The sequence below is a fragment of the Halocatena marina genome (genome assembly GCF_023276375.1).
Classification (GTDB): Archaea; Halobacteriota; Halobacteria; order Halobacteriales; family Haloarculaceae; genus Halocatena; species Halocatena marina.
Genome location: NZ_JALLPK010000001.1, coordinates 3,006,394 through 3,031,622, shown reverse-complemented (window position 1 = coordinate 3,031,622; position 25,229 = coordinate 3,006,394). Strand labels below are relative to the sequence as shown.

Sequence of the window (25,229 nt, the reverse complement as noted above, 5' to 3'; positions counted from 1 at the left end):
TGACTCTTGCCGTTCCTGATCGCACAGGACCTGCAAAGTGAACGATTCTGTCACGTTTGCCTCCTCTTTTTCGTGGTATTCTCGTCCGGCGATCGAATGCGTGATCGAGAGTACAGCGTTCAGGACTGTTCGTCAGCCTCCGTCATCACATCTCGTGGAGAGTAACGCTGAGATCCTCATTGACAACTTCGACGGTCATCATCGTCGATCCTTCGGCCGGGCCAGCTCCAGTGGCTGATCCTGGATTCAAGACTCGAACACCGTCGTAAACCGTGTCCTCGACCTCGTGTGTATGGCCGCCGATCCCGATCATGGGCTCGTCAGCTCGCGTGCGTGTGGTATCCGTGACAGCGTTCAACCAATCATCCTGGTCGAAGACAACTCCTTCAGAACTCCAAACGGCTCTTTCCACAGGGTTGACGACGCCATGAATGACAACGAACGTCACCCCACCGATCTCGGTCGACGCCACTGACGGCAGATCAATGTCGTTGGGGTCTGCGTTTCCATGAACGGCAGTTAGATCCGAGGCGAGTTCCTGCACGTCGACGAGCGTCTCGTTCGAACCGAAATCACCAGCGTGGATGACGTGGTCGGCGTCCCGAATCTGCTCGCGGAACTCATCGGGGATTCGCTGTGCTTGGTCAGGAATGTGCGTATCGGATAGAATGGCTATTTTCATGCTAGCAGTACTCTCCTCGTTGCAGTAAAACGACTGTGGGGGTATGATGCATCTGTGGCTTCGTTTTGACAACGGGGAGATGCTCACAACCGTCTGCCGTATCTGCCACTGTCGATCTCATTGAATAGTTCTGAGAAAACTACTGTGCGCAATGGCTGTTCGAAAAGCAAGATTACGGGTCAGAGCGTACAACTCGGTAGATGACCGAGCGTCTCTCACTTCGACAGTACGCTTCCGACGATCGACCCCGAGTAGATGCAGTCATGGAAGCAGCGCTCCGTGATACTGGCGCTTATTTCGAGGAGGTCCCCCACGAGTCCACCGCTCCGATCGAGGAGGAGTACCTCGATTCTGGTGGGGAGTTTCTCGTCGGAGAAGTGGACAGCGAGATCGTCGCAATCGGGGCATTTCGTCCCGTCGGAGGACTCGTTAGCGAGTATCTCGACTCCATTGCTGACGGAACCGTCGAACTCAAACGCATACACGTTGTTCCCGAACAGCAACGCTCGGGCTACGGTCAGCAGATTCTCGACGAACTCCAACGACGCGCCCACAATCGCGGTTACACAGCACTGGTTTTGCTGACGACGAGTCTCCAGAAAGCGGCCCATCGATTCTACGAATCGAACGGATTCATCGAAATCGATCGAACACGCGTCACTGCTGCGGGAAAATCGTTCGATGATATTATCTATCGAAAATATTTGTAAGCGGATGGATTCCTCAAACATCTCGGACGCTGGATTCGAATCTCATGTCCACGTGTGGCGATATATCGACGAAAATTATAGGCTCAGTTGCGAGTCTCGACGGGTTTGCTCGTTCGTTCGCTCGCGCTCATTCGCATGGTCGAGTGTCTCAGAGAGATCGTGATCGATTTCGTGTGCAGTGTGGGCATTGGGTGTCTCGATCGCGTAGAGGAAATCCTTGTGCGCGCCTGGCGTCTCCAGGAGGTTCTCTTGTAGTGTATCGGCCGTTGTTGACGCCTCAACAGCGTTGTCTGTGGCTTTTTCAGCGGTGACGATATCCCCCATTGCAAATCCCTCACGGGCGCGCAGTTCGGCTGCCGCCGGCTTTTTGACAGCCCGTGGGAGCTCTCTCACGTCACGCACACCATCGATCTCTTCAGAAGCTGGCACGCCTTTCAGTGGATGGTCGATCCCACCGAATCGGTTGGGAAGGTTCGCCCGGAGTCGCGTGTGCAGTGGGAGTCGCTCGTAGGCGTCTTCTGCCCGTTTCGCGCTGAAATACGCCTCTCGGTTCCGTTTTACGTCTTTTCTGGTCGTGACGTGTTCGTCTCGATCGGCTTGTACGCTCTTCTTGAGGTGAGCGTGCGCGTCCGGCGTTGCTGTGAGCGTGTACCGAACATCTTCGACCGTTTCGCCGTTCGCAATCGCTGCATCCACGATCTCCTCGGTCGTCTCGACCATCATCGGTGCGGACTCAGCTATCCAGTCAGGCGTTTCTTCAGGCAAGTGGTCTGGGGTGAGTGCCACTATCTGTTCCGGTGAGACGTCGTGTTCCCGGCAGTAGTACTTCAGCGCGGCCAGATCAGCCGCGTTGGTTGTTTCGAGGTCAGTCGTTGGTTCTGGTCGGGCAGTCTCCGAATCCAGATCGGTCCGGAGTGTTCCATGGCCTGCCGTCCAGTAGACATCGATCTCTTGATCATTCAGACGCTTGAGTGTCGCATCGTGGGGATGGGCGTCGTGCTCGTTCGTACTTGTGTGTTTATTGTGTAGGCCACTCGAAATCACTGTTATATCTGGATCGACTCGATCGAGGAACTCCTCGCTGGTCGCGTTATCTGAACCGTGATGAGACAGGATGAGAGTGTCGGCACCAAGAGAAACGTCACTTTTTCCGCGATCATGCTGGTGTACCACCAGACTCTCGCCATTGAGTCCACCGGTATCCTCAACATCTCCTACGAACAACACCGACTGGTTGCCCTTTGCTTTGAGTGCGATGCTGTTTGCGTTCGCACCGGTTGGCTTGAGGGTATTTTTCCTCCCTGTTTCTGGACTGGTAAATGTGATCGTGCCTGATTCGTCGGGTGGTGCTAAGATCTGGCTGTCCACGTCTGATGAGAGGGAATCGCCTTCCGAGACCTGTCTAACGGTTTTTGGATCATGCTGTTCTAATTCACGTTCATATGTGTCCAGAACAAACGGACTCACACCCTTCTCTGGTTTTTCGGTATCTGGATCACGTAGTTCATATCGATTTGCGTCAGGCTCAACGACGTGCTGTATCTCATAGCCGTGATCGTATAATGCTCCGATCCCTCCTGTATGGTCGTCATGAAAATGCGTTATGACGAACGTGTCGATTGGGGTTTTTCCTGTCTCCGTCTCTGGCGTTGATCGTCCGGCTAAGACAGTATCGAGTTCGTTACCGACTGCTGCTTCATCTGCATCAACCAGATTGAGTGTACCGTCCTCCGTGATAATTGCATGTGCATCCGCCTGTCCAACATTCAGTGTGTAAATCTCCCGTCGTCCATTAGCCAGCGGCTCATCGGACATCCCTCAGTCCTCTTCTAACCGTTCCTCTTGGTGCCGCTGAATCGTGTCTTCGATCTCCTTTCGTTTCTTCTCAGTAAGCTCTTCGTCATAATGCATTGCGACGAGTTCACCGTCCCTGATTTCTGGTTGATATTGGTCCCCTATTGTTGCCCCATCTGGCAATTCCTCAGCATCTCTGTGAAAACGTTCAATGATTTCCTCGTTTTCGAACAAAATTAGTGTTGCAATACCGTTTTCACGATCCTGATATGAAAGCCGTCTTTCTTCCATTATCTGTGATCAATAGTAGTGTAGAACTTAATTATACCGGGGATAAACAGTGACCCAGATCAGTACAGCCGTACGCATGAAATGCGAACAAATCTATTAGCTCACCAGCGAAGAAATCATTCCTTCTTTCTAACTTGTAAATACACCGTACTGTGTTTCTCTCTGGCTTGAAGACTACGTAGTTCCCTGAATTTATTAAAATCGATCAGACATATCACCGATCCGGGGGACAGTCCGACGATATCTCACATCAAAGTATTTGTATATGTAGTACGGCTTCCAGATGTCTCTGAACGACGATTGATGAACGAAGATATATTAGCTATTAGCGCATAAAATTGCGTATGGTCGAGTTCGGTCCAACGCCATCTGATGAGGCGATCGAGCGTCAACGCGAGCAGTGGGTCGAAACACGCGATACCCGTCAACGAATCAAGGATGTCATCGTTGGTATCCATGAACCAACGCCTGTCGCTCAGATTGCAGAGCGGGCCGAGTGCTCTCCAAACGCTGCGCGAAAGCACCTGAAGGAACTCGCTGATCTCGGAGTCGCACGAACGTGGACTGGACAACACACACGGTACGCTCGCAACGACGAGTATTTCCGCTGGCGTCGGGCGAACGAACTCGCAACCAAGCACACGGATGAGGAGCTACTCGACCGACTGCAGTCATTAGAAGCAGCGGATACCGAGTTTCAAGAGAAATACGAAGTGTCGACACCTGATGCCGTACCATTTCCAGAGGATGTCGAACACGAGATGGTTCATGAACGATGGGAGACCGTTAACGAGTGGGCATCGATTCGACGCGACACCGGTGTCTATCACGATGCGATTCGAATCGCACAACGACGTCAGCACGACAGACTTTCCGCGTGATGGACAAACGGACACCCCCCGGCCCAATCGATACTGCTGTCCTTGAAATGTTTCATGAACGGGTCCGAACTCATCCTCTCATCGACCAAATCAACGGAGTACGCAAGAATGACGCGCTGACGACGCTCATTCTTGACCTTGATGACGATCGCTATCCGCAGATTATTTTATCGGCATCGCTCGAAATCCAGTGGTACGAGAACGACGAGTACAACTTTCACTACAGGGAAAAGAACGCCGATGGGACGGTTTGGCAGTGCCGATGGGATCGACATCCCAATCCACACGCATCGTACGCTCATTTTCATCGGCCACCCGACGCAGACGGGACGGATGTTGTCGATGATCCTGTCAAAGACATCTATTCTGCGGATATGTTGACACGGACGCTGGCGAATATTGATGACCGAATCGCATCACTCTGGGAGTGAACTAGTTCAGTCATTTCAAAACGAACGCTATACTACGTCCTCTCTCACCCGTCCCACTCTTCGAACGACTCGTAAATTCCTTTCGAGAGGTACCGTTCACTCGAATCGGGGAACACGGTCACAACAGTCGAGTACGGAACCGCAAGCGTCCCATCGCTGATCCGGTCTGCGACCTGTCGGGCGGCAACGCTTGCTGCTCCTGCGCTCGATGCGACGAGCTGGCCCTCCTCGCGGGCGAGTCGTTTCAATTCGTTGTGCGCGTCTCGGTCGCTCACTTGGATGATGTCATCGACGAGTTCCGGTTCGAACAGTTCGTTCGTCGCCGGGTCGCTCGTTCCGATGCCTTCCGTTTTGTACTCGCCGTGTTCAGGCTCTCGGTCGAGAAAGCGTCCATACACTGAGCCTTCTGGCTCGACAGCTCCAATGTACGTCTCGGAATGTCGTTCGCGGGCATAGCGGCCGATTCCCATGAGCGTTCCCGCGGTTCCACAGCCAGCGACGACAGCGCCCACCTCACCATCGAGGGCGTCGTAGATCTCAGGTCCTGTGGTCGCATAATGCGTTTCCGTATTGAGTGGGTTCGAGAACTGCTGTGGAACGACGCTGTTCTCGATTTCCGAAGAGAGTTCGTGTGCGTGCTCGACTGCACCCTGCATCTCGTCTTCCGTGGGCGTATTCACGACTTCTGCGCCGAGCGCGCGCATGAGCTGTTGTTTCTCACGGCTGAATCGCTCTGGAACGACGAAGATTGAATTGAGTCCAAGCTGTTGGGCCGCGATTGCGAACCCGATGCCCGTGTTGCCAGCCGTTGGTTCGATGATCGTCCCTCCGGGCTCGATCTCGCCCCGTTCGAGCAACTGTTCTGCCATGTAGGCACCAATACGATCTTTGACGCTCGCACCGGGGTTGAATGATTCCAGCTTAGCATAAACAGCAACGTCTGCCGGTGTGTCATGCACGGCGACGAGCGGCGTTTCCCCAACGGTGTCGAGGACCGACGACAACGGTTCCCGGTGTGTGGTCATTTCTCGGCAAAAATTGCGCACCGTTCGTAATAAGCTGGCTGGATTCGATCGACGATCGTCCTTATTTCGTCGATTCGACGAGTGATTTGACGCGCGATTCGGAAACAGGATTATTCGTCTTGCCATCCGCTTTCAGCGCCGAGCCAACAATCGCACCGTCGGCCATCGAGAGCAATTCGGACGCGGTTTCGTGGGTCATACCGCTGCCGATGTACGCTGGCACGCCGAGATCGTCGGTGACACGCGTGACGGTTTCGAGTCGCTCTCGGTCCACCGCACGACCGGTTCCGGCTCCAGAGACAACAACGGCGTCTGCAAGCCCTCGTTCGACGGCATCGCGCGTTTCTTGTTCGACATTTTCACTGCCGATCGGTTCGCTGTGTTTGACTGCGACGTCCGCGAGGATGCGAACATCTGCGTCCAACCGATCCCGCAGTCGGAGCGTTTCGTGGGCCTGTCCTTCGATGAGTCCCTGATCGGTCACTCTCGCACCCGAGTGAACGTTCACACGAATGAAGGATGCTCCCGTGCCAGCAGCGATCGAAAGTGCAGCACGTGCGTCGTTTCGGAGGACGTTCACCCCGACTGGGACTGTGACAGCCTCGCGGACATCTCTGACGAGACGCGTCATCTCAGCGACGAGGTGTTTCGGAACGTCGTCCGAATAAAAGGGGGCGTCGCCGAAGTTCTCGACGATCACACCATCGACGCCGCCCGCCATTAGCGCACGAGCATCCCGTACAGCCCGTTCGCGGATGAACTCCCGATCTCCATCGAAACGCGGTGCCCCCGGTAGCGGTTCGAGATGAACCATCCCGATGATCGGCTGTGTGTCAAATACGTCTTCCATACCAGGAGAGCGCTGTGAATGAACTTGTCAGTTGTGTCGCTTTACGAAAATGGAAATCAGTAGCGGCTCGTACGAGAGTGAATCGTGACGAGCTGAGGTGATCTATTGTCGTGATAGATGTCAGCGGATGGTTTTATGCTCGTGCTCGTCCCCGAACGGGTATGGTACTCCGTTCGTTTGACGGGACGACGCCGACCGTGCACGAATCTGCTTACGTTGACGAGACCGCAGTCGTGATCGGGGACGTAACGATCGAGAAGGATGCGAGCGTCTGGCCACAGACGACACTGCGTGGTGACTCGGGCGCTATCGTCGTCCGTGAGGGTGCAAACGTACAGGACAACGCCGTCTGCCACGAGGGCTGTGAAATCGGCCCGTACGCCACGATCGGCCACACGGCGATCGTTCACGCGGCAACCGTCGGTGAGCGCGCGACGGTCGGTATGAGCGCAACAGTGCTCGATGGGGCACACGTCGGTGAACGCAGCATCGTCGCTGCTGGCAGCGTCGTCACCGAGGAGACGCAGATCCCACCCAAAACGATCGCCGTCGGTACACCAGCAACAGTCCGCGACGAAGTCGAAGACTCACCGTGGGCCTACGCTGGTGATCATTACGTCGAGCTCGCGCGCCAACATCAACAAACGTCCGAACGGATCGATTGACGAGACAGAGAATGACTGCGCTGGGCACTCCTCTCCTCTCCTCTTTGTTTATAATGAGGGAACGAACCGAAAGAGCAGGAATGATGCGAGCGTTGCGAGCGCCGGGACGAGATTCTGCATGGCGATGACGCGTGCGCTTGCTCCCGGTTTGAAGAGATCCGCCGCCGAGGGAAGATCTCTCGCTTTCTCATCACCGATCGGTTTTGGATCAGTCGCTTCCGGAGCGGAAGTGCTGTCGCCCACGGTCGGACCGGGTCCGTCGGCTGCGAGCGCCCCAACCGACACCTCCGGTGACTCGCCGTGAATCGTATCGGAGATCGTGACCGTTCTGGTTGCGCGTCCCCAGCCGAGACCAACAATACTCATTGTCGAGATGATGACGACGCTCACGGGTACGCCGAGCCACGAGAGTCCCGTAACGAGCGTCGAGCTAACGACCGCAACGACCAGTGCTGCGAGCAACGGCATATCAGTGAGGTCGTTTCCCATCGTGTCGATCGTGCGCCGGGCGATCGTGAACGCACCCAGTCCGACTGCTGCTCCAGCGATCAAGATGCCACTGTTTATCGAGATCATCTCGCTGCCGACGAGCGGCGCAATCGCGTTCGCCATGTTCGATGCGCCCGCACTGAACGCCGTATAGCAGGCAACAGCGATCACCACGAGCGTCCCAACGGCTTCTCTCTGCGTGGTGTTTTCACCAAGCGCGGGCCGAGGGACTGGTCCAGAATGATCGAGCTTGAGTAACCGACCTTCCGTCTGGGTAACAGCGAACCATCGGGCCAACTGCGGGTAGAAATATCGACCGATGACGCCGCTCACCCAAAAGGCGATGACGGGTGAGACGATCCACCAAGCGACGATTCGGCCCATGACGGCCCAATCGAGCGCACCCGTTGCCAGTCCGAGCCCGGCGATTGAGCCGACGCCGGTCATCGATGTCGAAGCGGGCACGCCAACTACATTGGCGAGAAACAGCGCGAATCCAATAAAAAAGAGCACGACGATGCTCGCGGTGAGCGTAAAGTAGCTCGAAGGAACGATCTTTCCACCCATCGTCGCAACGACGTTCCGTCCAACCGTCGCTCCGCCGACGAAAAAGCAGACCGTCATCATCACCGCTGCTCCGCTCTTCGAGACCGACTTCGAGCCGACGGCTGGACCGAATGCAACGCCCGTGTTCGAGCCTCCGATGTTAAATCCGACGAAGACGACAACACCGAGGCCGACAAGAAGAAACAAATTGACCATACAAACGTACACGTTCCAACGGGCTTAAACGGACGTGGTTACGCGGCTATTCAATAGCCACAACCGAGCAGCGAATTGTTTGGTTGTTACATGATAACTTCTTTTACATCGCTCACACCTGCCCTGCGTACCACCGCCCGGACCGGGTTTCGAGCGCCAGCGAGGTTGTTGTTCCCGCCGTCGAGAATGAGCAATCGAGCGTCGCGTCCTTCTTCGATGAGACCGCAGTTCAGCCCAACAGCGTCTGCTCCTGCAATCGTCGCCATTCGAAGTGTTTCGCGTGCGCTCACCTCCGTGAGTTTAGAGACGAACTCCATTTCTCGGAACATCGAGGGGCTGTTCAACATCACATTGTCCGTGCCGAGCGCCACGGAAGTATGATCGAGCAATTTCCGGACAGGCGGGAGTCCAACACCGGTTACGAGATTCGATCGGGGACAGACCACGACCGGCGTTTGTGTCGTTTCGAGGCGTGCGAGGTGATCTGATTCGGCGTACACCATGTGAACGAGCATGTCGGGAGCGAGCGAAAGCGCAGGATCGATGTCCGCAGCGTCTCGCTCGCCAGCGTGAATGGCAAACAGCTTTCCTGCTTTTCGGGTCGCTTCTCGCTCACGACCGAACTCGCTGTCGCGTGCACCGCTTGCCCCAAATCCATCGCTTTCTTCCATCGCTGCAATCGACTCACGTCCGAAAACGACGGACTCGATGTCGAGTCCCTCTACCGCCCGCGAAAGCGCCCGAACGCCCGGAACGCCTCCTTCACGGAATTCGATGAACGCTCCGGTACCGCCTTGTTGCATGTATCGGAGCGAGCGCTCCATTGCCGCTGTCAACTCTTCATCGCTCGCAACTCTGAGGAGACGGTGTTTGAGACCATCTGGTGGGGCGACCAGTTCATCGAGCGTGAGTCCCGCGCCTGCTTCTTTTGCAATCGAGTCACCGAGATGCGTGTGTGCGTTGACGAACGCAGGAAGAATGAGATCTGTCGAATCCGCCTCGCTCGTTTCCTCGACCGCCGCTATCGTCCCGTCCTCGACGACGATACGGCCCTCGATCGGGTCGAACTCTCGTCCACGGAGGATCGTGCCGGTGAACTCTTGCGTCACGTTTGTCTCCCTCCGGTGAACTCATCGAGCGTCGCGGGTCGTCCCACTCGGTCACTGACGCGCGCATCGAGATCGAGACCGAGGACACGCTCGGTTGCGTGCCCGACACTGTCGATCGATTCTTGCGGGGTGTACACACCGAATCGCCACCGGTCTCGCTGGGCAGTCATCAGCGCACGGACCAGCGTCGAACTGTTCGCAAGCCGCCGAATTTCATCGTTAACGACGACGCGGCTCGTTGATTCGGGCATCGACGGTCCAGCCGGAACGTCGAAAATAACGTCATCTTCGTCGATATCAGCCGTATCAGCCACCGATCGTGTCAGCTCCTGTATTCGTTCGTGGTTCATCTTGGGCAACTCCTCTGGGACGTCCTCGAACTCCACCCACACCGCGCGTTTGTAGAGATCACGGTCGTCGAGACGGCGCGCGTATTCAACAGTCTGTTCACACGACCTGAGCGCGGCGATGAGATCGTGATCGTCCATTCGTCGCAGCGTTTCGGCGTCCGTTGCAGCAGACCGAAGAAGTTGCTCGGCTGCCTGTCGGAGCATCGCTTTCCCGATTCGGGCGACGGGATGATTGTAGACAGCTGGATTCATCAGCGCCCGTGCGAGTAGCAGACTTTCTGCTGTCTGGATATTCCCCGCTGCGAGAACGAGCTCGCCGTCGATGAACCGAAGCTCCCGAACGAATCGCTCGTGGTCGATCGTTCCGTACGGAACGCCGGTGTGGTGTGCATCACGAACGAGGTAATCCATCCGATCGACATCGAGTTCGCCCGAGATGAGTTGGCCGAGTCGTCCCTTACCGGCGATGAGGTCAGCAACAGCAGACGGATCAATATCGTGGTCATCGAGCACTGTCGCCATCGCTTCGCGCTCTAAAATGTCGTGCACCTCGTCGTGATATTTCCCCGTCTGTCGGTGGATGAGATCCTCGGTGTTGTGACTGTACGGCCCGTGGCCGACGTCGTGGAGCAGCGCAGCGGCGCGGATTCGGTCTGCGTTCTGGCCATCGATCCCGAGCTTCGAGAGCGCCTGATTCGCGATGTGGTAGACACCAAGACTGTGTTCGAACCGTGTGTGATTCGCCGACGGATACACGAGGTTGACAGTCCCGAGCTGCCCGATCCGACGCAGACGCTGGACCGGTGGCGTGTCGATCAGCGCAGCGGCGACGCCCTCGACTTCAATGTGGTCGTGGACGCTGTCCTTGATCGTGATCATTAGGGATGATTTGGTGTGATACGATAAAAGATCCGTGACGGCGAACATCACTCTCCTCGTCCAACGTGCTCGTATTCCCTCCGTGACGCAGTTCGATCCGCTTCGCCCCGCTTTGCTTCGCTCTGCGTTGCTTCGCGCTGTTGCGATGAGCACAAGCACTTAACCGCATTCACCTCTCGGATGGGAGTATGACGACGTTCCTTGCCGGCGGGACGGGCACGCCGAAACTCCTCGCCGGGAGCAGCGCGGTGTTTCCTCCCTCGGAGACGGTCGTCGTGGGGAATACCGGCGACGACATCGAACTCGGTGGCGTGCTCGTTTCGCCCGATCTCGACACCGTCCTCTTTCTGGATGGTGGCGTCCTCGACCAGGAGACGTGGTGGGGGATCGATTCGGACGAGAGCAGCACGCACGACGAACTCCACCGGCTTGCTGACAGTGCAGGTATCGATCCTGGCCCGCGTTATCTTCCTCCTGATGAGCAGACAGCGGGGCGTGAGATCGCCAGCTGGCGACGGTTTTCGGGCGTCGCGGAGTTCATGTTCATTGGCGACCGTGACCGCGCTGTCCACGTGACCCGGACGAGCCTGCTCGATGAGGGTCGCACGCTGACCGAAGCGACACAAATCCTCGCTGACGCCTTCGATCTGGAGCGAACTCTGCTACCGATGAGCGACGATCCAGTGACGTCAATCATTCACACGCCCGAGGGACCGATGCACTTTCAGGAGTTTTGGGTTGCACGTGACGGCGAATGTACCGTTGAAAACGTGGAATTTCGGGGTGCAGAACAGGCGACGCCGACCAATAGGGTGCTCGCTGCGCTCGATCGTCCAGTCGTTATTGGCCCATCAAATCCAGTGACGAGCATCGGACCGATGCTTTCGATGGAGCGCTTCGAACGCGCGTTGTTCGAGACGCCCGTCGTCGCTGTCTCTCCGTTCATCGGCGACCGCGTCTTCTCGGGTCCGGCGGCAACGCTCATGCGCGCAATGGGATTCGAAGCGAGTACTGCGGGTGTGGCCAAAGCGTATCCGTTCGCCGACGCGTTCGTTCTCGATACCGACGACCCGACTGACCTCGACCGACCAGTCGTGCGAACGGACACGACACTGGACTCTCCAACGGACGCAGAGCGTGTCGCGCGCGCAGTCCGCGAGGCGCTTGACCGTGCGAGCGAACGATTGGAAACCGTGGCTGATGGAGGTGCCTGATGGGTCATAGTCACGTTCCTGTTCGGTCTCATCCCCGCGTTGATTTCACCCCTCGTGTCGCCTTAGCGAGTCTGAGCGGTGCATCGGACGCCGCGTGGGCGCGCCGGGCGAGCGAGTACGCGGGCTGTGCGTTTCTGGGCGGAATCGCGGTCGACGGTCCCACGCGAGCGGCAGCGCGAGCACTCGTTGCCCGCGAGCGCGAGGAGTTTCTTCCGGCCGATCCGATCGCGTTCATCGACCGGGAGCTATCGGCACTTGAGGAGACGCCACTCGCCACTGGGTTCAACGTGCGGAGTACGACGATCGAGCCGATCCGAAGGGCTGCAGCGGTCTGTCGTGAGCACGACGCGATCATCGAGATCAACGCCCACTGCCGACAGGACGAACTATGCGCGGCAGGAGCGGGCGAGACGCTCTTAGCAGACACCGATCGGCTCTGTGCGTCCGTCCGTGCTGCAAGCGAGACAGGAGCGACCACAAGCGTAAAAGTTCGCGCGGAGGTTGCAAACGTTGATCTCCCGGAAACCGTTCGTCGGATGAGCGAGGCGGGAGCGAGCATCATTCACGTGGATGCGATGGATTCGGAGTCGATCATTCGAACGATCGCCGAGACGAGTGATGCGTTCATCATCGCCAACAACGGCGTCCGAGGGCGCGAGACAGTTCGTGAGTATCTCATGTACGGTGCAGACGCAGTGAGCGTCGGCCGACCGAGCGACGATCCCCGAATTCTCGAACGCGTTCGTGAGGCGACAACAGAGTGGTTCCAAAACGGAAGTCAAAGCGAGAGCGAGAATGAAAACGAGTGCGGATGCGAGGGAACAGCGTGAGGTCGCCGGCCCAGAACGCAGAGCTCGCGCTCTTGCTCGAAGTAACCGGGACGCCGAAGCCGGGAAACGTCGATCGACACAGAGAGTACGACGACCTTCGATTCGAGCATTTCATGGCTGGAGCTGTCGGGAGCATCCCCGGGCTGATTCTCGCACAGAACGGGGCGGCCGTCGGCCGCGCATTCGAGCGGAGTGTCGTCGGAATGGCCGAACAGTCCGCCGGGAACACTCAGTTCGGTGCGTTGTTGCTGCTCGTCCCGCTCGTTCGCGCTGCAAGCGCACACGATGATTTCTCCGCCGAGACCGCGAGCGAGATTGCTCGCTCGACAACGGTGGACGACGCCTGTGATTTCTACCGTGCGTTCGAGCACGTTGATGTCGCTGTCAACGACCCTCCTTCTGGGATGGACGCACTCGATGTCAGACTGGGATCGCGTGCGGAACCGACGCTCCGCGAGCGCGAACTCACACTCTTCGACGTGATGGAGCAAAGCGCCGAGATCGACGGTGTTGCGCGCGAGTGGACACAGGATTTCGATCGGTCGTTTGCGGCCGCTGATTGGATCGAGAAGAACGACGGACCCGTCTCCGAACGGGCTGCAGACGCTTTCATTCGGCTACTTGCAGCGAAGCCGGACACATTCATCGTGAAACAACACGACGAGGCGACGGCGACCGAGGTGAGCGAGCGAGCAGACAAAGCTCGCGCAGGTGCGATCGACCCAGCTGCGCTTGCCGAGGAGTTCATTCGGCGAGACATCAATCCCGGAACAACGGCCGATCTGACCGCAGCAGCGCTGTTCATCGCGCTCGAACGGGGGCTGTCGGTATGAGTGCACACGAGGACCCGTGGCCGATTGAGCTGTCTGGCGTCACCGAGTCAATCGTCACGACACACGGACCAAACGATCGGTGGAACGTCGCTGCCCTCGGACTGTTCTCCGAACACGAACAGAAAGCGCATCGTGTCACCGCACGAACGTGGGGACGCACGCGGACGTGGCGGAACTTCCACGCACGCGGCGAGGGGTATCTCCAGTTCACCCGCGATCCGCTCGATTTTGTCGAGGCAGCCTGCTCGATCCGCGAGGAAGACACCCCGATTCTCGATACGGCTGATGCGTGGGTCCGCGTCTCGGTTGAGTCGGTCGACGCGGGTGCGAACGGAGAGACGGAGTGGGAGCAGTGGGAGCTTTCGCCCATCGAATCGAGCGTCGAACGACGCGTCGTTCCGACCACCAATCGTGGATACTATGCGGTCGTCGAGGCGACAATCGCTGCTTCACGGCTCGACGTTCCTGAATACGACACTGATCAACTTCGAGAACGAATCGCGTACTTCGAACGCGTAGTCGATCGTTGCGGAAGCGAGCGCGAACAGACGGCGTGGACCCGATTCGAAGAGCTCATCGAGTGGCAGTGATCGATCGATCGCATTCGGTCTCTGCGCCAGAGAGCGAAACGAATCCTTTTAGCCTCGTCGTCGGGAATTTGTCCGTATGGCCATCAAACCCGCCTACGTCAAGAAAACGGCGACAGTGCTATTGGAGCGCTATTCGGACGCGTTCAACGATGATTTCGATCGCAACAAGGACCTCGTCACAGAGTTGACGAACATCGAATCGAAGGAAGTCCGCAATCGAATCGCTGGGTACATTACACGAAAAAAGGGCGTCACGCCTGAATAACGCTGTTCTTACCGCATCATAACGCGAGTCACGACACGCAGGACCACATTCCTTCCATCCGATCTAATCTACGTCACTCAGTGAGTCCTCGCGCGAGCGACGTGATGAGCACGTCCTGTACTTGCTTGTAGTACCCCGATTCGTACTCGTCGAACTCGTCTCTGTGGAGGGCCATGAGACCGACTGATCCACCCATTAAACCGAGCACTGTGCTCGGATCGACCTCCGCGAGTGGTCCATTGCTGCGTGCTCGGAGATCTTCGATGAGTGGTAGGAGCTCAACGGGTCCTTCCTGCTGTACTGTCTCCAATTTCTCCGGATCGACACTACGAAAGGTCTCTTGGTAGTTGCCCTGAATGACCGTCTGCTGTACGAGCTGATTCTCTTCTGCAAACTCGGCGTAACACCTGAAGAGCCGCTCAAGCCCCTCTCGTGGATCATCCACCGTCGCCAGCTCTTGCTGTACGGTTTCGCCGAACTCTTCCATCTCTCGCCGGAATATCTGGAGATACAGAGCAGACTTAGAGTCGAAAAATCGATAGAATGTGCTCTTTGCAATCCCGATCGGCTCGGTGATGTCCGAAACAGTGGTCTTGCCCGGCCCGTAGGTGAGGAGCAACTCTCGCCCCGTCTCGATGAGCTGCTCTCGGATGCGTTCTCGCTCCTCGTCGCTGAATCCGTGCATACTTCATTTTTCATTCATGACCTTATAACCAAAACAGTTCTCGTTCATAAGTGCCTGACCAGAAAAGATATACAGTCATAGAATCGAGTTGGTGCATGGCAGCGATTGAGGTGAGCGGCCTGACGAAGGAATACGGGAGTGTGACTGGGATCGACTCGCTTACGTTCTCCGTTGAAGAGGGCGAGGTCTTCGGCTTTCTCGGGCCGAATGGGGCGGGAAAAACGACGACGATACGGACGCTCCTTGGTTTCCAGTCTCCAACAACGGGGACGGCGACCGTTCTCGGCTGCGATACGCGCAATGAACGTGATCTTCGCAGCGCCAAAGCTGACATCGGATATCTCCCGGCAACGCCAGCGTTCGATGAGAGCGTAACTGGGAGCGAGATCCTAGATCTCCACGCTCGCGTGAAGGGTGCTGAACGGCGCGAAGAACTGTTAGAACGATTCGATCCGCCCGTTGGTCGTCCTGTGCGCGAGTATTCGACCGGGAACGTCCAGAAGCTCGCTATCGTTCAGGCGTTCATGCACGATCCAACCCTCGTCATCATGGACGAACCGACCTCGGGTCTGGATCCGCTCGTACAGCAACGCTTCAACGATTTCATCCGAGCGGAACAGCGCCGCGGTGTAACCGTGTTTTTCTCATCACACGTGCTGAGCGAAGTCCGCAGGCTCTGTGATCGGGTAGCGATCCTGCGCGATGGACAGCTCGTCACGACGGAGTCGATCGAAGCACTCCTCCACCGGAGCGGAAAAGTCGTCCATCTTCGTATCATTGGCGAGGTCGACGAATCTGCGTTCGAATTCGACGGCGTTCACGATCTCGAAATCAGGGCTGTCTCCACCGCAGGTGGGATGAGTGATAGTGACAGCGAGCACGAGATCAACGGACACGCAGACGAACTCGCGTTTCGCTCGGTTCAGAGCGGCAGCGAGACCGAGGTTTCGTTTACGTTTACTGGGAACGTTAACGATCTCGTGGATGCTGTCGGACGGCACACGCTTCGTGAATTTGATATCGAGGAAGCGCCACTCGATGACGTCTTCATGCGGTTCTACGGAGGAGACGATGTTTGAGCTGACCGCTTACGAGGCACGCAAACGCGCAAAGAGCACTAGTGGACTAACGGTCCTCCTTTCGCTCGTCGCTGCTCTATTCGTCGCGATGTATCCCTCTTTCACCGAAAACTTAGACCCCGAACAGATTGAGCAGCTCACGGCTTCGTACCCGGCGGCGATGGCCGAGGCGTTCAATCTCCAGACGCTCGCGTCTATCGAGGGATTTCTCGCGGTCGAACTCTACACGACCGGGTGGATCTTACTGGTCGGTCTCTATTTTGCGTACTCCGGTGCGGGATTACTCTCAGACGATGTCGATCGTGGACGGATGGATCTCTTGCTGTCGCTCCCGATTTTGCGTGCGCGCCTCGTCGCGGAGAAGTTCGCGTCGTTGTTCGTTCCCCTCGTCGTCATCAACGCTGTCGTTCCCGTCGTGGTCTACGTGAGTGCCGATCTCGTTGGCTACCCTGTCGATGCCGTCAACCTGATGGTTATCCATCTGCTTTCGATCCCGTATCTCCTGTGCTGTGGCGCGATTGGACTCCTCGTGTCTGTCTTCGTCAACCGCGCTTCGATCGCTCAGCGCGGCGTGCTCGGCGGGCTGTTCGGTCTCTTCCTCGTCGAATCGTTGGTTACTGGCACCGATTACGAATGGCTCGGAAACATTGCGCCGATGCGGTATCTCGATCCGAACGCCGTTCTCATTCACAGCGAATACGACGTAACGAGCGCTGGCGTGTTGCTCGCTGGGACACTCGTGCTTGTCCTCATCAGTCAGCTCTGGTTCACCCGAAAAGATATTCCGTGAATACTCTCGGTTTGACGTGGTCTCGACCGTTCCTCTCGTAAATTTCTACCATATTTCTAACGAAAATGGTAATACATGATAAGAAACCGTTTCGTATAGTACGATAGTTAGTCGTGGCAGACGACCGCTTGCAATCGCTCGGAATGATAGTCGCGGTTGTGACGCTGCCACTCGGCATCTTAGCTGTCCTGTTTGTGGGTGCTAAAGTGGGGGCCAGCGTGTTCATCGTGGGGTGGTTGCTACTCGTGCCGTTACTGTTCATCATTGATGAGGAACTCCTCCCCACAGTCGCTGCGCACGACACACAGACTGACAGGACGGACTCACTCTCTGTACTCAAAGAGCGGTATGCACGTGGAGAACTCGATGACGAGGCGTTCGAACGTCGCGTCGAGACGCTGCTCGAAACTGAAGACAGCGAACGCAATCATGACACTCATTCGAATAGCCACGAACGTGAATTCGAGCGCGATCGATAGCTCACGACCGAGATGGACTGTTTACAACGTCTCACGGCTACTGCACGACTACCATCACCGACGGGTGCGCAGGATATGTATGTTCGTATATGTTCATTAATGGGCGGATATGGTTGCATGGACCACAACCGTTTTTGTGTCCCGTTGCCGACCTTCGACAATGACTGTCACTGCAGGAATTCTCGGTGCAACTGGTGCCGTCGGTCAGCGACTCATTCAGCTCCTCGAACCACACCCCGATTTCGAACTGGTAACGCTCACTGCGAGCGATGCGAGCGCGGGCCACCCCTACCGCGATGTCGCAAAATGGCGCATCGACGCTCCGATTCCAGAAACAATCGCTGAGATGACCGTCCGACGAACTGACCCGGATGACATCCCGGACGACATCGATCTCCTCTTTTCTTCGCTCCCATCCGACGTTGGCAAGCGCGTCGAACCGGAACTCTGTGAGGCGGGCTACGTCGTTTCCTCGAACTCTTCTAACGATCGGACCGCGCCCGACGTTCCCCTCACTATTCCCGAAGTGAACGCTGGGCATCTCGACGTACTGGAAGTCCAACGCGAGGAACGCGGCTGGGATGGAGCGCTCGTGAAAAATCCGAACTGCTCAACGATCACGATGGTTCCGACGCTCGCAGCGCTCGATTCATTCGGAATCGAACAAATACACGTCTCGACGCTTCAAGCGGTCTCGGGCGCGGGCTACTCCGGTGTCTCTTCGATGGAAATCATCGACAACGCCATCCCACACATCGGTGGCGAAGAGCAGAAAATGGAGGCAGAAGCGTGCAAACTCCTCGGTGCATTCGACGGCCGGGAGATCAACTGGCACGAAGCAGACGTCGCAGCATCGTGCAACCGCATCCCCACGATCGACGGACACCTCGAAAACGTCTGGGTGGAGACCCGCGATGAGATCACGACCGAAGACGCTGCGGCAGCGATGCGCTCGTACGAATCGCTTGATCTCCACAGTTCGCCCGATCCACTCATCCACGTCTTCGAGGAACCCGATCGTCCACAACCTCGCCTCGACCGACTGCACGGAAACGGCATGGCCGTCACTGCTGGTGGACTTCGTGAGACGTCGAACGGTGTTCAGTACAACTGCCTCGCGCACAATACGATCCGCGGTGCTGCGGGCGCAAGCGTGCTGAATGGAGAGCTGCTACTACGCGACGGCTGGTTGTAGCGTTCCACGAGATTTGTTTAACAACCCACCCCAACGACGGGGGTTGGTCTGTTATTCTGCTGCGTTCTGATCGACTTCTTCGTCAACGTCTTCGACTTCCTCGTCGATCTCGTCGAGAACTTCTTCAGCATCGATGTCTGCCTCTTCGAGCGCGTCCTCGATGTCGGCTCCACCGGCGCCGCCGCCCATCATACCGGGCATTCCCATACCGCCCATCGGATCGTCGAGGATCTCCTGCACGATGACACGGTCGATCCCAACCTGATCAATGATCTGCTGGGCGACCTGTTGTTTCTGGAAGAGCCACTGCTGGTTCATCGAGAGTTGCGGCGTCGATTCGATGTACAGCGTCTCCTTTTCGACGGTCACCGTCTCGTATTCAGGCTCTTCGTCTTCCTCTTCCTCACCGTCTTCGGCTTCGGCTTCGACGAGCTGTTCTTCTTCGACCTCGTCGGTTTTGATCTCCATCTCGAGATCAATATCGAAGAACATGTTCATGAGGCCGTTCGCGCGTTCGAGTTTGTCTTCGACGTGATCGACAATCTCGTACTCGTATTCGATATCCTCACCGGCAAGCGGGTGATTGAAATCGACGCGGGCGCGCCCGCCGATGATGGTTTCGAGGTAGCCCTGTTCATTCTCGATTTGGACCTGCGCACCGGGATAGCGGTCGTCTTCGGGAATCTTGTCCGCGCTGACGGTGCGTACTTCCTCTTGGTTGTACTCTCCGAACGCCTCGCTAGCAGGGACAACAACCGTTCCGCTGTCGCCGACATCTTTCGTCATGATGTCTTCTTCGACCTCCTCGAAGATGTGCCCGGAGCCGAGAACGATGACGCGCGGCTCGAAGGTGCCTTCTTCCGCGACACCTTCTTCTTCTGCCACTTCCTCGTCGGTCGTATCGACCAGCGCGTCTTCGTCTACCGTGCGAGCAGTGTAGGCAATCTGAATAAAATCGTCTTCTTGCAGTTCTCCCTCATCTGCCTGCTCGGCGGCCGCTTCGGCCGCGTCTTCCGACACTGGCTCTTCATCAGCGTCGTTACCCGTCGTGTTGGTCTCTTCTGGTTCTCCAGTCATACACAACACGTCTCTCGATACGCCCTTAACCGTCACGTTTCCGTTGACGGGGTGTGCTCAACTATCATGCATAGAAATGAACGCGTACATACTCAAAAAACAAGAGAATGTAAGCCGCTTTGGTTCGTGTGAATCTTCTAATGACATGTACGAGCTCGAAGTAAAAGTTAAAACCGACCACGATGCTGTTCGGTCCAAGCTCGCCGAGCTGGATGCAACACAGCTCTCGACGGTCGATCAGGTCGATACCTACTACGACGCACCTCATCGAACCTTCGCTGAAACCGACGAGGCGCTTCGTATTAGAGCGGAGACCGAATCGAATGAATCATCGTCAGCACCGGATCCTGTCACCCAACTCACGTACAAAGGTCCGCTCGTCGATGATGCCTCGAAAACCCGCACGGAGTCCGAAACCGAAGTCGAAAGCCGCGAAACGATGGAAGAAATCCTCGATCATCTTGGATTCTCACCGGCGGCTGTCGTCGAAAAAAGCAGGGAACGGTACGCGCTCGATGGATACACTGTGACACTGGATACCGTCTCCAATCTCGGGGAATTCGTCGAAGTCGAAACTGAAGTCGAAGCCGATCACACGAACGCTGATTTCGATACGGCACGCGAAGGAGCGTTTTCGATCCTCCGCGCGTTGGGACTCGATCCCGACGAACAGATCAGAACCTCGTATCTCGATCTCCTGATTAACGATAACTAAAGGTAATCAATTTTGGCGTGAACTTTTCCGTAAGTTATAGAACGAATCCAGGCTAAGAGCGTGGAAATGAGCAACCGGAATATTCAGGTCGAGCCGATGGTCGGTCACGCCGTCGAGGATCAGACCGTAGAGATCGTCGAACGGAAAGGGATTGGCCATCCCGATTCTATCTGTGATGGGATTGCAGAGCACGTTTCAGAGGCGCTCGCCCGAGAGTATATCGAGCGTGTCGGACGGGTGCTTCACTACAACACTGACGAAACGCAGCTCGTCGCCGGGTCGGCCGCCCCCGCGTTCGGTGGGGGTGAAGTGACTGCTCCGATCTATCTCCTCATCGTTGGTCGGGCGACAAGAGAGTACGAAGGAACGAAGATCCCGACCGAGCCCATCGCGCTGCGGGCCGCTCGTGAGTATCTTACCGAGCACATTCCGGAACTCAGCCTTGGCACCGACATCGTCATCGACGTGGAATTCGGGGAAGGAAGCGGTGACCTTCAGGAAGTGTTCGGTGACTCTGGGCGGATGGTTCCAATGGCCAACGACACGAGTTTCGGCGTCGGGCACGCTCCCCTCACGGAGACCGAACAGATCGTGCGATCGACAGAACACCGTCTGAACGGAGAGTACGCAGCCACCCATCCCGAGATTGGTGCCGACATCAAGGTGATGGGAAAGCGTGAGGACGATCATATTGACGTCACTGTCGCCGTTGCGATGGTCGATTCATACGTCGACAGCATGGACGACTACCGGCAATCCGTTCGTGATGTCCGTGAGTACGTCCACGATCTCGCAATGGAGTATACTGATCGGTCGGTGACAGTCCACGTCAACACCGCCGACGACTACGACGAAGGTGCGATCTATCTCACGACGACCGGTACCAGCGCAGAGCAGGGTGACGACGGCTCGGTCGGCCGTGGCAACCGTGCGAACGGGCTTATCACTCCCAACCGATCGATGAGTATGGAGGCGACAAGCGGGAAAAACCCGGTCAATCACATCGGCAAGATCTACAACCTCCTCTCGACGGAGATCGCACAGCGCGTGGTCCGTGAAGTGAGTGGTATCCGGCAGATTCGTATCCGACTGCTCTCGCAAATCGGACAGCCGATCGACCATCCGCACGTCGCTGACGCCGCGATCGTCACCGAATCTGACGTTCCGTTGGACACGATTGAGGACGACGTCGCCGCTATCATCGACGACGAACTAGCGAATGTGACTGGCATCACCGATCGTATCATCCACGGGGAATTAACCACGTTTTAGGCTATTGACGCTCTTTTTCTTCTTTTCATTTCCCTGAAGACGCCGTGTAGATGCGGTTCGATCTCTCTGGCGCCAACACACGGATTGTTTTGCCGGTAGATCCATTAGTCAACAAGAACGAGGCAAAAAGTACTTAGTACTGGACGGGAGTTACTCGCTCAGTGAGTAACTAATGGCGATCATTATCACAGGCGGCGACGGGTATATCGGGTGGCCCACTGGGCTTCGTATTGCGAGTAGAACGGACGAACGGTGCATCCTTGTCGATAATTTCGCTCGGCGCGAGTGGGTCGAGTCGATCGGATCGAAGAGTGCGGCTCCGGTCGCGGCAATGGACGAACGACTCACAGCGGCGCGGAATGTCCACGGTCTCTCGAATCTCTCGTTCGTCGAGGGCGACCTCACCGACCGAGGATTCGTCGACCAGCTGCTCACCGTCCACGAGCCACGCGCCATCGTTCATACGGCGGCACAGCCGTCCGCACCGTATTCGCAACTCAACGGCGAGCGGGCGAACTACACCCAGCACAACAACATGCAGGCAACGCGCAACCTTGTCTGGGGGCTGCACGAGCACGATATGGCCGACACCCACTTCGTCGAGACCACTACGACGGGGGTCTACGGCGCGCCTGAGTTCCCCATCCCGGAGGGTGGTGCTGTCATGGAACACGAGGGCCACCGCGATGCGGTCCCGTTTCCCGCGATGGCCGGGAGCTGGTATCACCTGACGAAATCCCACGACGCGGCCAACTTACGGCTCGCACACCGACAGTTCGGGATACCGATCAGTGACGTTCGAACCGCGATCACCTACGGAACCGAGACCGAAGAAACACGCGCAGACGAACGACTTCGAACCCGGTTCGATTTCGACTACTATTTCGGTGTGGTCGCACACCGGTTTTGCGCGCAGGCGATCGCAGGATATCCTCTCACCGTGTACGGAAAAGGAGAGCAGCGAAAGCCGTTCGTCAGCCTCGAAGACGCTGTAGAAGGACTGGCCCAACTCGTCGTTTCCGGACAGTCAGCTGAACACACCGTGTACAATCAGGTCACGAGACCCATCAGCATCGTCGAGATGGCGGAGACGATCGCTGACGTCGGGGCGGAGTTCGGGCTCGATGTAGACGTGACCCACGTCGAAAATCCCCGCGAAGAGGACGAAGAGCACGCGATGGAGATCGAAAATGACCGGTACATGGACCTTATCGGCGAACAGCGCCAGACCTTCGAGAGTGGGATGCGTGACATCTTGGAAACGCTGACAGCACACAGAGATACGATCGTGGCACACGAAGATCGCTTCCTTCCGGACGTTCTGGAGGAGTAATGAGCGACACCGTCTTCGTCACCGGTGGGTGCGGGTACATCGGGAGCGTGCTCGTCCCGCTGCTCGATTCGGACGATCGTATCGAGCGCGTCGTTGTTATGGACGATCTCTCGAGCGGATCGCCACGAGCACTGATGGGTTCGGTTACTGACTCGATCGCGTTCGTCCGCGGTGACGTGCGCGAGTACGGCGACGTCGAGAACGCGATGCGCGGGTGTGACACCGTGATTCATCTCGCGGCGATCACTGGCGCGGCAAGCACGCACGATCACCGCGAGGAGACGTTCGAGACAAACCTCACAGGGACGGAGAACGTCATCACTGCAGCGGGCAAGCTCGCTGTCGAAAACGTCGTGCTCGCATCCTCGTGCAATCTCTACGGACGAGCAACGAACCCAGATCTCGATGAGACGATCGACCCCGATCCAATCAACCCGTACGCAGCGTCGAAACTCGAAGCCGAGCACTTACTCCGCAGTGCTGGCGAGCGGTTCGGATTCGATCGAACAGCGCTGCGTCTGGCGACGAACTACGGCGCAGCACCGGGAATCCGGTTCAATCTCGTCGTGAACCAGTTCGTCTTCCGGGCGCTAACAGGGCGGCCGCTGACCGTCTACGGCGATGGCTCGAACTGGCGACCGTTCATCCACGTCCATGACGCTGCGCGGGCGTACGCTCATGCCGCAACCCAGCCCGAATCGTGGGATCATCCAATCTACAACATTGGAGACGAAGCAGAAAACTATCGGATCAGTGAGATTGCCACGCTCGTCAGCGAGGAAGTCGCCTCCGTCGATATGACGTATCTCAGAGACGAGCATCCCGGCCCGTCCTACCACGTTAATTTCGATCGACTCGAGGAAACGGGTTTTGAGACCAAATGGACGCTCCGCGAGGGTGTTCGGGATCTCGCAGCGAAGTTCAGTGATTACGGTAACCATCCGAGAACACATGAGTAACAGCACACCACACATCGCCGTCACAGGAGCGGCGGGGTACATCGGCAGTCGTGTCGTCGACCAGCTACAGAAAACACATCCGGAGTGGCGGGTCACCGCGCTCGATAACTTCTATCGAGGGCAGGTCCGTCGCGTGGGTGATATCGATATCGAACACGTCGATATTCGTCACCGCGAGGAGTTAGCGGCTGCCCTCGATGGTGCTGATGTCGTTCTTCACCTCGCGGCTGTCAGCGGTGTCGACGACTGTGATACGAACCCCGATTTGGCACACGATGTGAACGTGCAGGGGACGAACAACGTTGCGTGGTGGTGTCGAGCGTCTGGTGCTGCACTCGCGTTCCCGTTCAGCATGGCTGTTCTCGGTGATCCGACGGTGTTCCCGATAACCACAGACCTCCCACGCGCTCCATTGAACTGGTACGGCCGGTCGAAGGTACTCGGAGAACGCGCTATCGAAACGTTCGCAGAAGGAGCATTTCCCGCTCATCTGTTTATGATTTCGAACGTGTACGGTGAGCACACAATCGACGGAACGACTGTCTCGAAAGGAACGGTCATCAACTTCTTCCTGAATCGTGCCCTCGCGCGTGATCCGATCACAGTCTATGCCCCCGGGACGCAAGCGCGAAACTACGTCCACGTTACTGACGTAGCCCAAGTATACATACTGAGCGCAGAGCGCCTCGTACAGCAACTGAGTGACGGCATTACCGGTGTCGAGCGCTACGAGATCGGAACAGATGAAGACCTGAGCGTGATGGAAGTCGCCGAACTCGTCAAGACGATCGCCCACGAAGAACGGGGGATCGATGTCGATCTTGACGTGGTCGAAAATCCTCGGAGTGCCGAGACGCTCGTCGATACGTTTACCGTTGACACCACGGATGCCGCCGACGGCCTCGGTTGGCGACCGGCGCAATCGGTCGAAGACACCATTCGAACACGACTCCGCGAAACAGAGGGCTAATGTTCACCGCCTCACGATAGTGTTC

At 57.0% G+C, this 25,229-nt stretch carries 28 protein-coding genes; 18 read left to right on the top strand and 10 right to left on the bottom strand.

Translation table 11 applies throughout. The features are described 5' to 3' along the window. Window positions 1–145 precede the first annotated feature (145 nt). Entirely contained in the window at window positions 146–682 is a 537-nt protein-coding gene (locus MW898_RS14255) for a metallophosphoesterase family protein (protein ID WP_248908410.1), read from the bottom strand. A gap of 200 nt (window positions 683–882) precedes the next feature. Here MW898_RS14255 and MW898_RS14250 point away from each other — a divergent pair, with 200 nt between their 5' ends. Beyond that, window positions 883–1,392, top strand: coding sequence for a GNAT family N-acetyltransferase (locus tag MW898_RS14250; RefSeq protein ID WP_248908409.1), 510 nt, complete (start codon window positions 883–885; stop codon window positions 1,390–1,392). 75 nt (window positions 1,393–1,467) lie between these two features. On the opposite strand, the gene MW898_RS14245 is transcribed toward MW898_RS14250, so the two are convergent. Beyond that, the gene (locus MW898_RS14245) at window positions 1,468–3,207 is read right to left on the bottom strand and encodes a ComEC/Rec2 family competence protein (protein ID WP_248908406.1); all 1,740 of its coding nucleotides are present in this window, start codon (window positions 3,205–3,207) and stop codon (window positions 1,468–1,470) included. Between the two features lie 3 nt (window positions 3,208–3,210). Next, complete coding sequence (locus tag MW898_RS14240; RefSeq protein WP_248908397.1) at window positions 3,211–3,477, bottom strand: hypothetical protein; 267 nt, start codon at window positions 3,475–3,477, stop codon at window positions 3,211–3,213. A gap of 344 nt (window positions 3,478–3,821) precedes the next feature. Here MW898_RS14240 and MW898_RS14235 point away from each other — a divergent pair, with 344 nt between their 5' ends. After that, the gene (locus MW898_RS14235; RefSeq protein ID WP_248908396.1) at window positions 3,822–4,358 is read left to right on the top strand and encodes a winged helix-turn-helix domain-containing protein; all 537 of its coding nucleotides are present in this window, start codon (window positions 3,822–3,824) and stop codon (window positions 4,356–4,358) included. Next, on the top strand, window positions 4,358–4,789 hold the full coding sequence (locus MW898_RS14230; protein ID WP_248908394.1) for a toxin-antitoxin system TumE family protein: 432 nt from the start codon (window positions 4,358–4,360) through the stop codon (window positions 4,787–4,789). The genes MW898_RS14235 and MW898_RS14230 overlap by 1 nt, the downstream gene beginning before the upstream one ends. 44 nt (window positions 4,790–4,833) lie before the next feature. Here the strand turns inward: MW898_RS14230 and MW898_RS14225 are convergent, their stop codons facing one another. Beyond that, window positions 4,834–5,814, bottom strand: coding sequence for a PLP-dependent cysteine synthase family protein (locus MW898_RS14225; protein WP_248908393.1), 981 nt, complete (start codon window positions 5,812–5,814; stop codon window positions 4,834–4,836). A 61-nt stretch (window positions 5,815–5,875) separates the two neighbouring features. Beyond that, on the bottom strand, window positions 5,876–6,664 hold the full coding sequence (locus tag MW898_RS14220; protein WP_248908392.1) for a BtpA/SgcQ family protein: 789 nt from the start codon (window positions 6,662–6,664) through the stop codon (window positions 5,876–5,878). A gap of 161 nt (window positions 6,665–6,825) precedes the next feature. Here MW898_RS14220 and MW898_RS14215 point away from each other — a divergent pair, with 161 nt between their 5' ends. Then, window positions 6,826–7,329 (top strand): gamma carbonic anhydrase family protein, encoded by a 504-nt coding sequence (locus MW898_RS14215; protein ID WP_248908389.1) that lies wholly within the window; start codon window positions 6,826–6,828, stop codon window positions 7,327–7,329. Between the two features lie 48 nt (window positions 7,330–7,377). On the opposite strand, the gene MW898_RS14210 is transcribed toward MW898_RS14215, so the two are convergent. The 3 genes from MW898_RS14210 to MW898_RS14200 all read right to left on the bottom strand — a co-directional run bounded on the left by MW898_RS14210 (window position 7,378) and on the right by MW898_RS14200 (window position 10,918). Continuing rightward, window positions 7,378–8,580, bottom strand: coding sequence for an inorganic phosphate transporter (locus tag MW898_RS14210; RefSeq protein WP_248908388.1), 1,203 nt, complete (start codon window positions 8,578–8,580; stop codon window positions 7,378–7,380). An 86-nt stretch (window positions 8,581–8,666) separates the two neighbouring features. Then, entirely contained in the window at window positions 8,667–9,689 is a 1,023-nt protein-coding gene (locus MW898_RS14205; RefSeq protein WP_248908386.1) for an amidohydrolase family protein, read from the bottom strand. After that, entirely contained in the window at window positions 9,686–10,918 is a 1,233-nt protein-coding gene (locus tag MW898_RS14200) for an HD domain-containing protein (protein ID WP_248908383.1), read from the bottom strand. Before MW898_RS14200 ends, MW898_RS14205 begins: the two co-directional genes overlap by 4 nt. 188 nt (window positions 10,919–11,106) lie before the next feature. Here MW898_RS14200 and cofD point away from each other — a divergent pair, with 188 nt between their 5' ends. The 5 genes from cofD (at window position 11,107) to MW898_RS14175 (ending at window position 14,650) form a co-directional block, all read left to right on the top strand. Further along, window positions 11,107–12,132 carry a 2-phospho-L-lactate transferase gene (gene cofD / locus MW898_RS14195; RefSeq protein WP_248908381.1) on the top strand — a complete coding sequence of 342 codons (1,026 nt, stop codon included), beginning with the start codon at window positions 11,107–11,109 and terminating at the stop codon, window positions 12,130–12,132. Continuing rightward, entirely contained in the window at window positions 12,132–12,962 is an 831-nt protein-coding gene (locus tag MW898_RS14190; protein WP_248908379.1) for a tRNA-dihydrouridine synthase, read from the top strand. The genes cofD and MW898_RS14190 overlap by 1 nt, the downstream gene beginning before the upstream one ends. Further along, entirely contained in the window at window positions 12,959–13,795 is an 837-nt protein-coding gene (locus MW898_RS14185; RefSeq protein WP_248908377.1) for a triphosphoribosyl-dephospho-CoA synthase, read from the top strand. Before MW898_RS14190 ends, MW898_RS14185 begins: the two co-directional genes overlap by 4 nt. Further along, window positions 13,792–14,385 carry a DUF447 domain-containing protein gene (locus MW898_RS14180; protein ID WP_248908375.1) on the top strand — a complete coding sequence of 198 codons (594 nt, stop codon included), beginning with the start codon at window positions 13,792–13,794 and terminating at the stop codon, window positions 14,383–14,385. The genes MW898_RS14185 and MW898_RS14180 overlap by 4 nt, the downstream gene beginning before the upstream one ends. 76 nt (window positions 14,386–14,461) lie before the next feature. Continuing rightward, entirely contained in the window at window positions 14,462–14,650 is a 189-nt protein-coding gene (locus MW898_RS14175; RefSeq protein WP_248908374.1) for a 30S ribosomal protein S17e, read from the top strand. A gap of 73 nt (window positions 14,651–14,723) precedes the next feature. Here MW898_RS14175 and MW898_RS14170 read toward each other — a convergent pair whose 3' ends face one another. Further along, complete coding sequence (locus MW898_RS14170; protein ID WP_248908372.1) at window positions 14,724–15,335, bottom strand: TetR/AcrR family transcriptional regulator; 612 nt, start codon at window positions 15,333–15,335, stop codon at window positions 14,724–14,726. Window positions 15,336–15,430: 95 nt separating this feature from the next. Here MW898_RS14170 and MW898_RS14165 point away from each other — a divergent pair, with 95 nt between their 5' ends. From MW898_RS14165 to asd, 4 genes are all read left to right on the top strand, one after another. Further along, window positions 15,431–16,414, top strand: coding sequence for an ABC transporter ATP-binding protein (locus tag MW898_RS14165; RefSeq protein WP_248908370.1), 984 nt, complete (start codon window positions 15,431–15,433; stop codon window positions 16,412–16,414). Further along, a complete protein-coding gene (locus MW898_RS14160; protein ID WP_248908369.1) occupies window positions 16,407–17,204 on the top strand; it encodes an ABC transporter permease subunit in 798 nt (265 codons plus the stop codon). The genes MW898_RS14165 and MW898_RS14160 overlap by 8 nt, the downstream gene beginning before the upstream one ends. Before the next feature lie 113 nt (window positions 17,205–17,317). Then, entirely contained in the window at window positions 17,318–17,683 is a 366-nt protein-coding gene (locus tag MW898_RS14155; protein ID WP_248908368.1) for an SHOCT domain-containing protein, read from the top strand. Between the two features lie 160 nt (window positions 17,684–17,843). Further along, on the top strand, window positions 17,844–18,878 hold the full coding sequence (gene asd / locus MW898_RS14150; RefSeq protein ID WP_248908367.1) for an aspartate-semialdehyde dehydrogenase: 1,035 nt from the start codon (window positions 17,844–17,846) through the stop codon (window positions 18,876–18,878). 51 nt (window positions 18,879–18,929) lie between these two features. Here the strand turns inward: asd and MW898_RS14145 are convergent, their stop codons facing one another. After that, entirely contained in the window at window positions 18,930–19,955 is a 1,026-nt protein-coding gene (locus MW898_RS14145; protein WP_248908365.1) for an FKBP-type peptidyl-prolyl cis-trans isomerase, read from the bottom strand. Between the two features lie 145 nt (window positions 19,956–20,100). Here MW898_RS14145 and cyaB point away from each other — a divergent pair, with 145 nt between their 5' ends. From cyaB to MW898_RS14120, 5 genes are all read left to right on the top strand, one after another. Further along, the gene (gene cyaB, locus MW898_RS14140) at window positions 20,101–20,670 is read left to right on the top strand and encodes a class IV adenylate cyclase (protein ID WP_248908362.1); all 570 of its coding nucleotides are present in this window, start codon (window positions 20,101–20,103) and stop codon (window positions 20,668–20,670) included. 66 nt (window positions 20,671–20,736) lie between these two features. Then, window positions 20,737–21,942: a methionine adenosyltransferase gene (locus MW898_RS14135; protein ID WP_248908354.1), complete on the top strand. Its 1,206-nt coding sequence runs from the start codon at window positions 20,737–20,739 to the stop codon at window positions 21,940–21,942. A 172-nt stretch (window positions 21,943–22,114) separates the two neighbouring features. Then, on the top strand, window positions 22,115–23,275 hold the full coding sequence (locus MW898_RS14130; protein WP_248908351.1) for an NAD-dependent epimerase/dehydratase family protein: 1,161 nt from the start codon (window positions 22,115–22,117) through the stop codon (window positions 23,273–23,275). Continuing rightward, complete coding sequence (locus MW898_RS14125) at window positions 23,275–24,234, top strand: NAD-dependent epimerase/dehydratase family protein (RefSeq protein WP_248908345.1); 960 nt, start codon at window positions 23,275–23,277, stop codon at window positions 24,232–24,234. The genes MW898_RS14130 and MW898_RS14125 overlap by 1 nt, the downstream gene beginning before the upstream one ends. Next, complete coding sequence (locus tag MW898_RS14120; protein WP_248908343.1) at window positions 24,227–25,204, top strand: NAD-dependent epimerase/dehydratase family protein; 978 nt, start codon at window positions 24,227–24,229, stop codon at window positions 25,202–25,204. Before MW898_RS14125 ends, MW898_RS14120 begins: the two co-directional genes overlap by 8 nt. Window positions 25,205–25,229: the final 25 nt, after the last annotated feature.

Excerpts from the sequence above, each read along its gene's own strand:
- MW898_RS14215 (WP_248908389.1), top strand. The coding sequence starts at position 6,826 with ATGGTACTCCGTTCGTTTGACGGGACGACGCCGACCGTGCACGAATCT.
- MW898_RS14235 (WP_248908396.1), top strand. The coding sequence starts at position 3,822 with ATGGTCGAGTTCGGTCCAACGCCATCTGATGAGGCGATCGAGCGTCAA.
- MW898_RS14125 (WP_248908345.1), top strand. The coding sequence starts at position 23,275 with ATGAGCGACACCGTCTTCGTCACCGGTGGGTGCGGGTACATCGGGAGC.
- asd (WP_248908367.1), top strand. The coding sequence starts at position 17,844 with ATGACTGTCACTGCAGGAATTCTCGGTGCAACTGGTGCCGTCGGTCAG.
- MW898_RS14255 (WP_248908410.1), bottom strand. The coding sequence starts at position 682 with ATGAAAATAGCCATTCTATCCGATACGCACATTCCTGACCAAGCACAG.
- MW898_RS14250 (WP_248908409.1), top strand. The coding sequence starts at position 883 with ATGACCGAGCGTCTCTCACTTCGACAGTACGCTTCCGACGATCGACCC.
- cyaB (WP_248908362.1), top strand. The coding sequence starts at position 20,101 with ATGTACGAGCTCGAAGTAAAAGTTAAAACCGACCACGATGCTGTTCGG.
- MW898_RS14175 (WP_248908374.1), top strand. The coding sequence starts at position 14,462 with ATGGCCATCAAACCCGCCTACGTCAAGAAAACGGCGACAGTGCTATTG.
- MW898_RS14145 (WP_248908365.1), bottom strand. The coding sequence starts at position 19,955 with ATGACTGGAGAACCAGAAGAGACCAACACGACGGGTAACGACGCTGAT.
- cofD (WP_248908381.1), top strand. The coding sequence starts at position 11,107 with ATGACGACGTTCCTTGCCGGCGGGACGGGCACGCCGAAACTCCTCGCC.
- MW898_RS14210 (WP_248908388.1), bottom strand. The coding sequence starts at position 8,580 with ATGGTCAATTTGTTTCTTCTTGTCGGCCTCGGTGTTGTCGTCTTCGTC.
- MW898_RS14240 (WP_248908397.1), bottom strand. The coding sequence starts at position 3,477 with ATGGAAGAAAGACGGCTTTCATATCAGGATCGTGAAAACGGTATTGCA.
- MW898_RS14190 (WP_248908379.1), top strand. The coding sequence starts at position 12,132 with ATGGGTCATAGTCACGTTCCTGTTCGGTCTCATCCCCGCGTTGATTTC.
- MW898_RS14160 (WP_248908369.1), top strand. The coding sequence starts at position 16,407 with ATGTTTGAGCTGACCGCTTACGAGGCACGCAAACGCGCAAAGAGCACT.
- MW898_RS14120 (WP_248908343.1), top strand. The coding sequence starts at position 24,227 with ATGAGTAACAGCACACCACACATCGCCGTCACAGGAGCGGCGGGGTAC.
- MW898_RS14180 (WP_248908375.1), top strand. The coding sequence starts at position 13,792 with ATGAGTGCACACGAGGACCCGTGGCCGATTGAGCTGTCTGGCGTCACC.
- MW898_RS14165 (WP_248908370.1), top strand. The coding sequence starts at position 15,431 with ATGGCAGCGATTGAGGTGAGCGGCCTGACGAAGGAATACGGGAGTGTG.
- MW898_RS14135 (WP_248908354.1), top strand. The coding sequence starts at position 20,737 with ATGAGCAACCGGAATATTCAGGTCGAGCCGATGGTCGGTCACGCCGTC.
- MW898_RS14200 (WP_248908383.1), bottom strand. The coding sequence starts at position 10,918 with ATGATCACGATCAAGGACAGCGTCCACGACCACATTGAAGTCGAGGGC.
- MW898_RS14230 (WP_248908394.1), top strand. The coding sequence starts at position 4,358 with ATGGACAAACGGACACCCCCCGGCCCAATCGATACTGCTGTCCTTGAA.
- MW898_RS14245 (WP_248908406.1), bottom strand. The coding sequence starts at position 3,207 with ATGTCCGATGAGCCGCTGGCTAATGGACGACGGGAGATTTACACACTG.
- MW898_RS14170 (WP_248908372.1), bottom strand. The coding sequence starts at position 15,335 with ATGCACGGATTCAGCGACGAGGAGCGAGAACGCATCCGAGAGCAGCTC.
- MW898_RS14225 (WP_248908393.1), bottom strand. The coding sequence starts at position 5,814 with ATGACCACACACCGGGAACCGTTGTCGTCGGTCCTCGACACCGTTGGG.
- MW898_RS14130 (WP_248908351.1), top strand. The coding sequence starts at position 22,115 with ATGGCGATCATTATCACAGGCGGCGACGGGTATATCGGGTGGCCCACT.
- MW898_RS14220 (WP_248908392.1), bottom strand. The coding sequence starts at position 6,664 with ATGGAAGACGTATTTGACACACAGCCGATCATCGGGATGGTTCATCTC.